Genomic DNA, 14,656 nt, shown 5'->3' on the forward strand with positions numbered 1-14,656 from the left:
GATACTACCATCCCGGATTTTGATTAAATTCAGGATAAAGGCTCACATCAGCTAGCTTGAGCGGCAACCAATAATGTTTGGAAGTAAAATTTCGCTCAATAATCACTTCCTCCCTCATGTTCACAATGCGGTTTTGGCTAGGGTCATCGGTATTGAATTCCCCTGACCTATCAAACTCAAATGAAGTTTTGATGGTATAAGGCTCCTGGATAAATAGCATCCATCTGCGGAGATCATTAAATCGATGTCTTTCAAAAGCCAATTCCACTGCTCTTTCTCTTCTCAATTCTTGTAAAAACACATCTACTGATCCTAAAAACTTGTCATGGACACCGACCATTCCGGCCCGCTCCCTTATCACATTAACCGCCTCTACTGGCGTTTTACCCAAGGTCGAAGAAGTAGCAGCGATGCTGTTATACCCCATCAAGGTGGCCTCTGCATACATCAGGTAGATGTCAGCCAGCCTCATATATGGTACATTGATATGTAGGGCAACTCCCCAATCATAGGCCCTATCATATTTATTGGCTGTCAGTGGAGAAAACTTACGATTGGCATACCCTGATAAGCTTCCTGTCACCACTTCTCTATAACTACCTCCCGTATGGAGGTTAGCATATCGATTAGCTTCCTGATTTGGATCTGGAATAGCCCCTTGAATCACTTTTACACCATCATAAACAATCACCTTATAAAAACGTGGGTCACGATCTTTCCATGGATAGTTGGGATCATACCCTGATTCTGCATCTGCTTGGGTTACGTCATCCGGTAATGGCAAGCCATTGGCCATCCCAAAATTATCATGAACATAATTGGCAGTAGGATAGAAATTTGTCGGATCACCATCATCCATGAAGGTAGGTTTATACTGCTTTGAAATTCGCCAGTGGGTATCGTTGGCAGAGTAGTACACCGACCTGAATATAGCCTCAGTTCCACCGGGCAAGGCCCAGTTTTGACTTGTGGTATAAAAATTATCATTGTACTTGTCAAAAGGCAGCAAGGCGAATTGGGTTTCCCCGCTTTCTACAAGTTGTAATAGTTGGCCAAAAGTATCTGCAGCCTTCTTACAATATCCTACATGATAAGTTGCACTTCCTGTAGATACAGAGTTCATCAAAGGACTTCCTGCCCAAAGGTAATTTTTACCCAAATAACCCAAGGCCATGATTTTATTGATCCTTTGCTGGTTTTTACCCAATGTCCTTCTTCCGGTCGTGGTATCATCCCAATCAATAGGTAATAATTCTGCTGCTCTTTTCAGGTCCTCTGCCACCCTATCGGCGCATTCATGGTAACTTAAGCGTGGTAAGGTCAACTGCTCATCACTCGGCAAAACTTGATCAATATAAGGCATGCCTCCAAAATATTGGATCAAAGAAAAATGGAACCAAGCTCTGAAAAACAATAGCTGTCCTTCAATCAACCTCCGTTCTTCTTCAGTGGCATCTGTCATCAGGGAAAGATTTTCCAATCCCATATTGGCTTTACGGATACCATACCAAGCCAACGGCCAAAGTCCTTTATTTTTATGATTCCTGTCCGTATTAGCTGAGGAGGCATCCAACCACCCATTATTTCCTGCACCATTTTCTACCTGCCAGGCCCAAAAGTTACCCCGATCGATATTATAGGATAAATGGAAAGTACCTGCTGTGGACTCGATTTCATCCTCTCCCCAATTCCAGGAACTGGTATAACCGGACAAAGTAAAATTGGGTACGCAATGATACAACTCTTCTACATAGCCTTGAAAGTTGATAAAATTTTGGAAGGCCTGTTCCTCTGAAATAATGGATTCCGGTGCTCTCTCCAGATAGTCTTCGCAAGAGGTAACGATCAAAAACATCGCTATCCAAATCGATCCCCTCATTAATGGTTTTATATATTTGTTCATTGGATTGGCTCGTTTAGAATGTAACATTTAGACCCAAGTTGATTCTTTTAACAGTAGGATAGGCACCTTGATAAGAAGGCCCTCCGAAATTGGACTCCCTGTCATCAGGCATATCCGTCCATAGCAAAAGGTTATTGCCATTTATATATAAGCGCATATTGTTCATACCCAGATTTCTCACCCAATCTGACTGGAAATTATAGGCGATTTCAGCATTTTTCAGTCTCAAGTAAGAGCCATCATAGAGGTACCTTGGACCATTATTATAGCTGGAAGGTTGTGACCGCCATCTAGGCAATGGTGAATCTGCACCGGTATTTTCTTTGGACCAATAGCTTCCTTCATCATAAACTATATTCAGACCTCCTGCCAAGCTGGTCAATGAAACATCCCTGGTCACATTGTTTACGCCATAAAACTGCAGATATAGGCTCAGGCCTTTCCATTCTATACCTAAATTGGTACTGTAAGTATTTTGCGGCACACCAGAAAAGCCATAAGGAGCAGAATCAAAGGAATCAACTACCCCATCTCCATTGAAATCAACTATATAGTAGCTTCCAGGAAGTTTAGCCATATCATTGGTATTATGCTGAGGACTACCATATAGTTCATCCCAAGTATTATAATAGCCCGCACTGATATGGCTACGGTACTGACCAAGCTGATAGCCAGCGTTTTTCTGATAATCAGGACGTAATTCAGGATCATCTCTTTTAATCACCTGATCGATGGCATGGGTCATAGAGAAATCTCCCCAAAGTCTGATCCCGCTATCAAAGATATGATTCAGGCCAATCGTAAATTCATAACCTTCTGTCTCTACCCTACCCAAATTGGCTGCAGGAGCATTGGCTCCATAGTAACTGGGTACTGAACGACCACTGGACATTAGGATATCCACCCTATTGTCGCGGAACCAGTCTACACTACCATTGATCAATCCATTAAAAAAGCCAAATTCCAATCCCATATTATATTTGTAAACCGTTTCCCAATGTACATTTGGATTTCCTATGGCATTTTGTCTATACCAGGTATAAGGGCTGTCTTCACCAGATTCACCAATCACTCCCATTTGGGATGTGCCCCCATAGGCCCACTGATCCATAAATAAAAATCTTCCACCGATATTATCATCACCTACTTCTCCATAAGAAGCCCTCAATTTCAATCTGTCTACAAAGGAAAGGTTCTTGATAAAATTCTCTTCGGAGATATTCCAACCCAATCCTCCTGAGGAAAAGAAGGCAAAACGATACTCGGGTGAAAACTTTTCGGAGCCATTATAGGCGCCATTATATTCGATCATATACTTATTTTTATAATCGTAGGTAGCCCTGAACACCCAGTCTTCCCGGTAACTAGGAATGACACTCCCAATGGCATCTTGTTGCCTATTCATCAAGCCCATTAAGGTATAATTATGGGTATCGTTAAAATTGCCGGCATAATTCATCTGGAACTGATAAAACATTCTTCGCTGCGCTCCCTGAACTGTCCCGCCAGCATTTTGCCAGGTAACAGCCTCCACAAAATCAAATCGGGTATTAGGATCCAAAAGATTCTTGTATTCAGGAACTCCTGTAAAAGGGTTAATCCATTTGGTAAATGGGCTATTGTAGAGGTCATTTATCCCTCTGTCCACTTCCCGAAAAGAATTATCTACCGCCAAAGTCCCTCTAAAATTCAATCCCTTTAAAATCATGTCAAGATCTTGTTCCAGCACAAAGTTGGTGGACAGACGAGTATCAGTGATATACTCAGCCCCACTCGCAGCTAGGTTTAACAAGGAGTTTGTAACCGCATAATCGTCCGGGGTATAAGTACCGTAGGCCCCATCCGAGTACCTAGGTAAGAAAACATCCGGCGGACTTTTGTAAGCAGAATTCCAATAACTTTCTGGGAAATCATAAGCCCAAGGAGCTTGACGAACACCATAAGTACCACCTAGGTTAACCCCTAGTTTGGTCGAGGAAGTCAGTTGAAAATCAAGGTTACTCCTAAAATTGATCCTATTATAGTTAAAGCCTGCCTGATAGCCTCTTCCTGTATCAAATTTTCGGAACAAATCGCCTTCATATTGGTAGTCTATACTAGCAAAATATTTGGTAAAATCAGTACCACCACGAATGCCCACATTAGCATTATAAGCCATGGCCTGATCCTTGAAAACTACATCTTGCCAATCCACATTCGGGTACCGCTCCATTTCTTCCAAATTGGCCGGAAAGCGGTATTTTAGCCTCATATCTTGAGGAATCATCTCATCCCAGCTATTTGGGCTCAAGGACAATTCACGTTCAATCGCCAGATTCCGCACACCAATAGCATCATATGAATCCAGCTTACCCGGTAGTTTGGATACAGATTTCATGGTGGTGCTTATATTAGCGGTAATCTCTGCTTTACCTGAACGGCCTCTTTTGGTGGTGACGATGATCACACCGTTGGCACCTCTAGACCCAAATACAGCTGTAGCTGAAGCATCTTTCAAGACAGAAATGGACTCCACAGAATTGATATCCATATTGGCAAAAAACTCTGGACGTTCAACTCCATCCACCAAAATCAAAGGAGAGTTTCCATTCCAGCTGTTTTGCCCTCTGATGACGATTTGGGGCATCTCTTCGCCTGGCGTACCCACACTGGATGTGGTAATCACACCTGGCAAGTTACCGGTAAGCGCCTGTCCCACATTGGAAACCCCGCCGGTTCGCTTGAGTACCTCACCATCGGTCTGGGTGACTGCCCCTACGATAGTCTCCTTTTTCTGTTCCGCATAGCCCACAACCACTACTTCATCCAATGATTGAAGATCCTCTTCAAGGACGATATCGATGATCGATTGAGAACCTACCTGTACTTTTTGTTCCTTAAAGCCAACAAAGCTAAAAACCAAGGTTTCACCTTCATTTGCATTAATAGTATATTCCCCGTCAATATTCGTGACAGTACCTTTTGTAGTACTTTCTATTCTTACAGTTACTCCTGGAATGGGAAGACCTTCTCCATCAAGTACTTTCCCTTTAATTTCAACTACATCAATAATTATTTTATCTTTTTTGTCCAACTTAAGTGGATCCTTCGGCATGGTTATTTTGGCGTCCTCATAATTGGAGCCAATTTCTTTTCCCGAAATACTAGAATGGGCAGCTCCTTTTGGACCAATGACCAAAGCAGCTATAAATAGCAGCTTCAATATAAAGGTGCCCCCAAAATTTTTGGAAAACTTTAAGGTTTGCCTGGGTATTGCTTTTTCCATATTGTTTCAAGGTTTTGTATAAATCAAAATTGAAAATTGCCTTCTTCTTTACTTTTTGAATTTTTAGACATCAAGGCTTAAATCAGGTCATTCTACCTATTTTAACTGCTGTTTTGGATTTGCTTTTTCATGGATAATTGAAATTTTGGGTTTGTTATAAAGATTATATTTGAAATGAGTTACATTAACTCTTTCTGAACAGGAGCTTATGGGATAGTTTTTGATGCTTAAGTCCTTTTTGAATTTTTGTGTACTTATTACACTTATTAAAGTATGTACAGATCCCTCTGAGTCTGATGCTAACAATTACAAGAGAGTGATTTTCAGTACTTTTTATACTTTAAATCAGAATAATCAAACCAGTATAAACAAAAGTTCAAGGATGACTCCAAGTAAAATTTCCCTAATCCCTAACTTATGGCGTTCCTGAGGAATAGAGATAAAACCACTGGTGGACTATCGTTCACAGTATGAAATTTCAAAATATATTGAATTTCCTTTTGAAGAAATGACAGAAATAATTGTTGTCCCTTAGAAAAAGGGCTTGCTGCGAAAAACTTTTTAATGATACCTTTCATTCTGGGTTTATTTATGGTTCAACCATTTGATTAATCAACATTGAAAACCATAAATATTGAGGCATACTAGAAAAACCTATCCATTATCACTTCATCTAGTAACAATGAATTTTTCTTTACAATAACCAAAAAGGTTATTGTGACTCAAAAAGATTTAGGAAAATAGGGTTATACCTAACTATGCTAGATACTTTATGTTTGTAAATATTTCTATTTTTTGTCAATTGACCAAATATTTTACAGATTAATTAAAACACCTCTATTCCAAAAGCACCTAAAATCATCATAATTCATAAAATGTGTAATCAAACTATTTATTTTCGTTATGTTTCAATCACAACAATAGAATTGACTTAGAAAGCCACCACATAATATCCTTAATCAGTTTATCATGCATTTATTCAACTCTTCACGATAACAGATCATCATCTAGAACACAATGGTTTTATTCCTCTTGCCATTTATAAAAAGAAAAACAATATACCTTATGTATTAAGATACATTGTTTTTCTACTACTTATCACCTCAACAGTCATCCAAGCATGGACATTGAACAACTAATGCACACCATTCCTATCAAACAAAATGAAGAAAAGACTATATCACCATATTAATGGCGGTGGGTGCGAAAATGAGCCCCGGACTTTATGTCAAGTGTTCTGATCTCCAAAACATTTTGAGCTGGAGGGATTATTTCCCAGTTACAAACCTTAATTAAAAAGCAAGCCCCTCTAAAATTCAAGGGAAAGAAACCAAAAATGCCAGCTGTTTACAGTAGTTTAAAACTGCAAACAGCTGGCACCAATACAAGCAGATTATTTTCAGTTCAATTATTCTGGCTTATTGTCCTCCGTAATCCCCTTCCAGTTATCTGTTCTAAAAGGAGAAGCCAAAAGTCCATCACTATTGACCAAATTTATCTCCATGGGATTATTCGCCCATCCATAGCGGACAGCCACAGGATCTTCCACCTTGTCACTCCAAACTATCACCTTTTCGCCTGAGATATAGGCCTGGGCCCAAACAAACTCTTTATCTTCCCCTGCAATGGCAAAGCCCTTCACATAAGCATATTTACTACTATCCTGTGTAGAAAGCCCTCTTCCTATATGAGAGAAGCTAAGTACCATTTGCTTTCCTTGCTTTTCCAACTTTTCAAAAACCGGCCCAGAAGGCAGGACATCTTTCCCATAAGCCACATTCAATGCAGTATGCGCCAAACGTATCCCTACGTCTTTTTTATTTCTGGGATGAATATCAAAGGCTTCACCAATATCCGTAATGACAGCCTGCCCAGTTTTAGGTAGGGCCAGTGTCATATTCTGAGCTTCCCTTAACTCTGCCCATTCGCTTTCAGAAGGTTTTTCATCGATCGCCATAAAACTGGCCAATTGCACCCATAAAAAAGCAAAATCATCTTCCCATTGAGCTCTCCAATCTTTAATCATATTAGGAAACAGCTTCCGATACCGATAAGCTTCCCCGGCATTATTTTCTCCTTGGTACCAAATCACCCCTTTTATTCCAAACCCTACCAAAGGATGGATCATGCCATTGTATAATAATGAGGCAAATGAGTTTGGTCCAGTTCCCCATTTAGAAAAGCCATATCCTGAGCTGGTTACCGAGGGCTTATAATCCCATTCTCCTGCCAATGGATACTTTTTATCTCCAACTTTCAGATAGACATCTTCTGGTTTCCCATTGATGCCTCCGACGGAAGTATTGTCTTTCACACTCACCATGATGGTATTTTCACCTGCTTTTAAAATGTCAGGAGCAATTTTATAATTTCTATTGGCCATCCAAAAATCAGTCGCTCCCACTTTTGTTCCGTTTACCCATGTGATATCTGCATCATCTATCGGCCCAAGATTGAGCTCTCCGGACATTCCTTCTACCCCTTTTGGTAATGTCACTTTCTTACGAAACCAAATGATCCCATCCTCATCTTCATATTCACCATCCCAACTTTTAGGAACCATCATTTTTTTCCAACCTTTCAGCTTAGTGTCCGAATCATACCATTTCTTTTTTATGGCCGGATCGTTTTCAAGCGATTGCTTAAACTGATCGAGATCTTCCGTAGAATAACCCAATGTTTTTTCGACTGATTGCCCCGCATATTTTGCATATTCCTCATTGTTCATTGATGCTTCCCAGCTTGTCCAAGTTTCTATATCAGTCCCTCCCCAGGAAGAGTTGATTAAGCCAATTGGAACATCCAAATCAGCCTGTAACTTTTTACCAAAGAAATACCCTACCGCTGAGAAGTTGGCTGTAGTCGATGGTCCGCATTCTTGCCAACTACTTTCTTCTATATCATATGTCTCGCTTGTTTGAATGGTTTTAGGCACATTCAACAACCTAATATTTGAATTTTTCGATTGCTGAATTTCCTCTTTCCCTGTCAGATCACCATTTAAGCCAAACTCCATATTGGACTGCCCACTACATAGCCACACATCCCCGATCAATATATTTTTGAGTACAATATTGTTTTCATTGCCTTCGATGGACATTTCAAAAGGCCCTCCATAGGCCATGGCTGGCAAGGAAACACGCCACATCCCACCCTTACCAGCAACTACTTGCCGCTCTTCACCATTGAACCGAACAGTCACCTTCTCTTTGGGACTGGACTTTCCCCATATTTTTATGACTTTATCGCGCTGTAACACCATATTGTCCGAAAAGAAATGGGGTAAACTGACCTTTGCATGTGCAAGCATCGAAACAAATAAAAATCCGATGATCATTAAGGGTTTAAGGTAATTTTTCATGATAAGATTAATTAATGCTTTACTTATTTTATAAAAATCATTTCACTTTATCTGCAGAAGTAACTTTTGACTAGAAGCCTAATAGTAGGGTTAAAAGGCTACCGAAAGCTGATTTTCTTCTTCTTGACCATATTGTTTAAGCAACAAGTCTACTCCTCCTTCCAAAAGCTCCTGATCTGCTTCAAAAGAAATCTTTCGCTCTTCTCCAGGCATCAGCGTAAAATAATTTTCGGACATGATCACTGGTAATACCCGTTCCCTACTGATGCTATTCTCCAATCTCAATCGGTTTCCAAAAGCTACCGTTTTGGAATTATTTCTAATAGAAACCCAAAACTTCGTTCCTTTTCTTTCCACCAACTTACACATTAGGTCAGCTGAAGGCAAAGTATTTAACCCAGTATAATCAAGATCATTCAATCCATTCCTCCAATAGAAGTTCTCAGACAATTTATTCCCTTGGGCATCGGCAAGTTCCAACTTAATAAAATGAAGCGGTGTAAAATCATTTTTCCTATCTTGCTCCCCATAGACTTCTATTTCATAAAGAGAATAACCAAATTCTGTAGCCCTTTTGATACCCTTTACACTCACATATCGTGCTTTTTGGGGCTCCAAAGAGATATTTTCCGTTCCACCTATTCCATTATTCGTTTTGTAAACTGTTTCCCAACTGATCGCATCATTGGAAACCTGTATCTCATAGGCTTTGGCATAAGCTTTCTCCCATTTCAATACCACATTTTCTATCAGCTTTTCTTTACCAAGGTCCACATACATCCACTGTTCATCACTATAAGCACTTTCCCACCGGCTGCCTGCACCACCATCCACTGCCAAAGACACGGTTTCATTCCCTGAAGAAGCCACCGCTTTTTTCCCATTAGCAATATTTCCTGGATTGAAATTAAGCTTAAAGGCTTCGGCTATATTACTGGACAAAACATCCACCCGGGCTTCTTTTCCAAATTCTGGCAACACCTTTCCTTGAAGATTATAAATAGTCGCTTTAGCTGTTGCACCCATAAGGTCTTTTGAAGTTGTATTAATAGCTTTGACACTATTGCTGGAAGAATTCCACTGGATATGCAATGGTTCACTGGCCATTTTTGCACCCCAATAGGCACCCGTAGCATCATAGTAATAATCATAGGTTTGCCACACAAAGGAAGGATAAGCCGACTGACTCATCCAAATCAGAAGACCTGAGGCATCGTGCCACATTTTATCGTTCCAAGCCTCATACATCCCCTTCATCACCTCAATATTTAGATACTGCGCTTTTTCCGCAAATTCTTCCAAACTGGAAGATATCCCAAACTGCTGGTTAACTGCTGTTTTATAATTGACCGGATTGGCATTGGAGGCTTCCTTACCAAAGAAATGCTTATTCCATACATTATCATCATCTTCTTTTAGTTGTTCATCAGTAGGCAACGGCCAAAGCTGGTCCTCGGGGATAAAAAGTTGGATGCTTTCATAATTGGGAAAAGTGGCGGTACCGATTTCAGTTCTGAGTCCATAGCCACGATCTGAACCATAGGGATATGGAGGATCGTTCCAAGCCAAATTACTGCCAGAAGTTTCGAAATGATGCTTAGGCGGTTGATTTCCCCACCAACCACTTCCAGAAAGCCCGTCTTGATTGGAACTGGACTTATACATCCTATCATTGTGGTCCTCCTGAGCCACTATAGCCCTTAGGTAATTATCCAATTCAGGCTTGGGATGAGTTTCATTGGCACCACACCACAGGGCAATACTTGGGTGATTTCTTAGCCGCTTTACTTTGTCCAATGCATTTGCTTTAAAATCCTCATCATTGGCCACATCGTTATAAGCTACATATAACCAAAAATCATCCCACACCATGATCCCATGCTTGTCGCAATAGTCGTAGAATTCATCATCCGTTACACACCCCGTCCATAAACGAATCATATTATAGTTCATATCCTTGTGCAGCTTGATCTTGGTTTCATACTCTTCTCCATGACAGCGCAACAAATATTCACTCATCCCCCAGTTTCCTCCTTTGAGAAACAGCTTTTGCCCATTAATATAGAAGGTCATCACAGGCCATCCTGCGGCATTTTTCTCAAACCTATAGTCATAGTCCTTTATCCCAAAAGTAATTTCTTTCTGATCGGAAATAACACCATCGACACTACAGGTCAACTCGCAAGTATAAAGATTGGGCTCACCATATCCATTTGGCCACCACAGTTGGGGATCCTTAATAATTAATTCTGAAAAGTCCTTTTTATCAATATAGATTTTCGAAGTAGCCCCAGGTTCCAAGGTGATGTTCTTAGAGAATTTAATATTCCCAGGTTGAATGACACCTGAAATTTTGGCTTCCATTTTAGAAGATGAGGCATTTTTCAGTGCCGAGGAAATAAAAAGATAGGCTACTTCATTGGACTCCAGCTGTGACCTGATCCAAGGATCTTCCATGGTCACATCACCGGCTATATTAAGATAGACATCTCCGGTAATACCTGCCAATCTTCCTGGAACATATGGCATCCAATCCCATCCAGCAGCCGACAGATAGGTAGGACTGGCTGTTACGCCAAATCCTTCTTTGGACTCCCGACTCTTTTTCTGATCAGCATCAGTAATCAATACAGCAATAGCATTTCTCCCGGTCCTATTCACCAAATCAGTCACATCATATTTGGTCCGTAGCATTTGACCACTGACATCTTTGGTAGATACCTGGTTTCCTGACAGTTTCATGCCATTAAAATAAAAATCTGCATATCTATTGGTATTATCAAAATGCAACCAAACCCGTTTCCCTTCTTGATAATCCTCCGGAAGGTTGAATTCCGTCCGATACCAAAAAGGACGGTTGTAGAATGCTTCATCCACTTGGTAAATATTATCAGAAAAATTGGGATCTTTTTCCAAACCGGCATCAACATATGCGGTAAAAATAACTCCAGGAACCAAGCCCTTTACATAATCCGCCATGCTATGCCCCGGAAGAGACAATTCAAATCCAGAGGCTGCCACCTCATCTTGAGGTTTAATTTCCCACTCTATTTGTGGGTTGACACTATTTAAGGACATCCTTAAGGTTTGGGCATAGGTACCATAGTAGCACAACAAAGTACTACACAGCCACCACGTGAATTTCAGCTTATTCATTATTGTTAATTTGGTATTTATAGGTTTATTGGTTTTCTCTTATTCAATTATTTCAATCCCACTTACTCCTGCTTTGAACATAAGTTAAACGTTTTAGCTATTTGCTAAAAAATCATCAATCTTCACTGTTCTACCTATCATAACTTGATCTCCATTCCTTAAATCACACTAAAACTAATCCCAACCTCTTCTAGTCTTTTACATAGCATCCACATTCAAAAAAGCATTGTAAATACTTAAATCCCTGTAATTATTAAAAGATGGCATCATTTACTTATTCATCTATCACATCGTTCATTATTACCATCTTACATTAGTTTTCACTTTAAGATACTTCAGTAACGAACGATTAGATTAAACGTTTTAGCAATGTAATAAAAAGATTTGAAAATTTAATTTTAGGAAAATAAATAATACTAATCATCTGACTTTTGGACTCTTGGGTATTTGACAATGAGCACAAATCCAAGCCTCAAATTAAGCCTGTCTTTATACCTAAATCATCATTTCACCAGTTTTCGCTCCAAATCCTCCAATGATACTCCCTTGGTTTCAGGCATGATAAAATGAGTAAACAAAAGCTGCAAGACCATAAAGCCTGCGAATAAAACAAAGACTATCCAAGGAGCAAAAGAGTTGATCAGTACAGCTCCGAAAAGAGCAATAATGGCGGCAAACACATTTAATAAGCCTGATCCCCATGCCTGCCCAAACGATCGAATCTCATTTGGGAAAATTTCAGACAAGAATACCCAAATGACCGCTCCCTGACCAACAGCGTGTGAGGCAATAAATAGGAGCATGAATATCAATTTAAACATGGCCGGCATAGAAAAGTAGAAACCATATGCGATACAGAACAGACTAATGATATAGCCCACTGAACCAATGTACATCAGTAGCTTCCTTCCTGCCCTATCGATTAAATAAATCCCCACAAATGTAAAAATCAAATTGACCAGCCCTACCGAAACAGAACTGAGGAGTGAATCAGAAGTGGCCAGTCCTGCCTTTTCTAAGATTTCTGGAGCGTAGAACAAGACAAAACTGATACCCGAAAATTGATTAAAAAAAGCCATCAAAAAGGATATCATCAATATTTGTCGGTATTTTCCTGAAAACAAACGTACAGTGCTTGGTTTATTGCTTTCGGTACGCAAAAGCATTTGAGCAAAAGCCTGTTCGGCCTCGCTTTTGGACATAGACAAAGTCAAAACCCGTCTACCTTCCTCATATCTATTCCGACTGACAATCAACCACCTAGGACTCTCAGGGACAAAAGGTATAAAAACAGTAAATAACAATGCAGGAACCAATTCGATTCCCAACATCCAGCGCCAATCATCTTCTCCTCCTGTTCCATCCAATAGGTAATTGGATAAGAAAGCCATCAAAATCCCAAAAACAATATTAAACTGAAAGAGCATCCCCAACTTCCCTCTGTCCCGGGCTGTCGCAATCTCTGAAATATAGGCAGGCGCAGCGATAGATCCTACTCCGGCTCCCAGACCTCCTACAAACCGAAAAAAAGAAAATGAATACGGATCATTTACCAGAGCAGAACCAATGGCCGAAACCGTAAAAAAAACACCAACCCAAAGCACGGTGGACTTTCTCCCCAGCCTTTCGGTGGGATATCCACCTAACAAAGCTCCCACAACAGTTCCCCAAAGCGAAATGGAAATAATGAAAGTACCATGAAACCAATCCGAACTTTCCCAAAGGCTTTTCAAGGGAAGATTTACTCCAGAAATAACCACAGAATCAAAACCAAAGAGAAAGCCTACCGTCGACACAATAAATGCGTAACGCAACAACTTATTTTTCATGGGGCAAAATAAAGGTTCGTGTCCCCAATTTTATACTAAGATTTATCTTTTGCAACTTTTTCTGTCGAACCTCGCAAAATCAAGGTGGTAGCCAAGGAAACCATGCGGTTCACCTTTTGCTTATCATCCTGTCTCAACCTATCCAATAAGGTGTCAATAGCTGTCTGGGAAATCTCTTCTATGGGCTGTGCAATAGCTGAAATTCCTGGCTTGTAGATCCTAAAAAGATCATGATCATCAAATGACACAATGGCTAAGTCTTCAGGAATTTTCAGTCCCAATTCCCCAATTGCCTCCAGGCCACTTATTCCTAAATAATTGGTCCCAAATAACACTGCATCAAAACCCTGGTGGTTTTTAAGGATATCCGTGATTTCCTTCACATATTCGGAATGCTCTACACGAAACGGAAGAGGAAAAACATAGGCTTCCAGGCCATTATCTTCCATGGCTTCCTTATAACCAATTATTCGATCCTCTTTCTCAGGTTTGTCAAGTGCCAGTGCTATAAAGGCAATCTTTTTAAAGCCCTCTTTGACCAAATGGACTACGGCATTATAAACCCCTTCCTCATTATTTACCATAACCACATCGGCAGACATATTGCGGAATTTCCGGTCCAAAAGCACCACATCCATCCCTTTTTCCACTAAATCTCGAATATCTTCCTCCATGCCCATGGTAGGCGCTATGATGCAGCCATCTACGCCCAAAGTCTGGAACATGGTCAAAAACTCTTTGGCCCGCTTAATATCATTCTCCGTACTACAATAAACTATCTTATAACCGTTTTGATGGGCTTTTTCCTCAATCTTTTTGGCAATACTGGCAAAAAACGGATTGGAAATATCCTCTACCATAAGGCCGATGATATTGGTCTTTCCTGTCCTTAAGCCCTTTGCTACCATATTGGGTATATACCCCTCCTCCTTCACTTTTTTCAAAACCTTGGCAACAAGCTTATCACTGATCCGCTTTTCCTTGGCTTTGCCGTTAAGAATAAATGAAATCGTGGTGGTGGATATATTGAGTTGTTTTGCTATGTCACTGATGGACACCTTGCTTCTGGCCATTGCATTTTGAATTAAACTTAAAATTATCTAAAAAACTTAAATTAACCTTCATAAATAAAATATAAACGT

6 protein-coding genes are annotated in these 14,656 nt (G+C 40.2%); all 6 read right to left on the reverse strand.

Annotation, left to right across the window (positions count from 1 at the left end):
- Positions 1-4 precede the first annotated feature (4 nt).
- The 6 genes from KZP23_RS22405 to KZP23_RS22430 all read right to left on the reverse strand — a co-directional run bounded on the left by KZP23_RS22405 (position 5) and on the right by KZP23_RS22430 (position 14,587).
- Positions 5-1,903, reverse strand: a complete 1,899-nt coding sequence (locus KZP23_RS22405) for a RagB/SusD family nutrient uptake outer membrane protein (protein WP_226334024.1) — start codon at positions 1,901-1,903, stop codon at positions 5-7.
- Between the two features lie 13 nt (positions 1,904-1,916).
- Positions 1,917-5,168 (reverse strand): SusC/RagA family TonB-linked outer membrane protein, encoded by a 3,252-nt coding sequence (locus KZP23_RS22410; RefSeq protein ID WP_226334025.1) that lies wholly within the window; start codon positions 5,166-5,168, stop codon positions 1,917-1,919.
- Positions 5,169-6,576: 1,408 nt separating this feature from the next.
- Positions 6,577-8,529 carry a sialate O-acetylesterase gene (locus KZP23_RS22415; protein ID WP_226334026.1) on the reverse strand — a complete coding sequence of 651 codons (1,953 nt, stop codon included), beginning with the start codon at positions 8,527-8,529 and terminating at the stop codon, positions 6,577-6,579.
- Positions 8,530-8,619: 90 nt separating this feature from the next.
- The gene (locus tag KZP23_RS22420; protein ID WP_226334027.1) at positions 8,620-11,685 is read right to left on the reverse strand and encodes a galactose-binding domain-containing protein; all 3,066 of its coding nucleotides are present in this window, start codon (positions 11,683-11,685) and stop codon (positions 8,620-8,622) included.
- Positions 11,686-12,188: 503 nt separating this feature from the next.
- Positions 12,189-13,514, reverse strand: a complete 1,326-nt coding sequence (locus KZP23_RS22425) for a sugar porter family MFS transporter (RefSeq protein WP_226334028.1) — start codon at positions 13,512-13,514, stop codon at positions 12,189-12,191.
- A gap of 35 nt (positions 13,515-13,549) precedes the next feature.
- Entirely contained in the window at positions 13,550-14,587 is a 1,038-nt protein-coding gene (locus tag KZP23_RS22430) for a LacI family DNA-binding transcriptional regulator (protein WP_226334029.1), read from the reverse strand.
- Positions 14,588-14,656 lie beyond the last annotated feature (69 nt).

Source organism: Echinicola marina (assembly GCF_020463795.1).
Lineage (GTDB): Bacteria > Bacteroidota > Bacteroidia > Cytophagales > Cyclobacteriaceae > Echinicola > Echinicola marina.

What these genes read in the sequence shown, in the direction of transcription:
- KZP23_RS22425 (WP_226334028.1), bottom strand. Translation starts at nt 13,514, where the DNA reads ATGAAAAATAAGTTGTTGCGTTACGCATTTATTGTGTCGACGGTAGGC.
- KZP23_RS22405 (WP_226334024.1), bottom strand. Translation starts at nt 1,903, where the DNA reads ATGAACAAATATATAAAACCATTAATGAGGGGATCGATTTGGATAGCG.
- KZP23_RS22430 (WP_226334029.1), bottom strand. Translation starts at nt 14,587, where the DNA reads ATGGCCAGAAGCAAGGTGTCCATCAGTGACATAGCAAAACAACTCAAT.
- KZP23_RS22420 (WP_226334027.1), bottom strand. Translation starts at nt 11,685, where the DNA reads ATGAATAAGCTGAAATTCACGTGGTGGCTGTGTAGTACTTTGTTGTGC.
- KZP23_RS22410 (WP_226334025.1), bottom strand. Translation starts at nt 5,168, where the DNA reads ATGGAAAAAGCAATACCCAGGCAAACCTTAAAGTTTTCCAAAAATTTT.
- KZP23_RS22415 (WP_226334026.1), bottom strand. Translation starts at nt 8,529, where the DNA reads ATGAAAAATTACCTTAAACCCTTAATGATCATCGGATTTTTATTTGTT.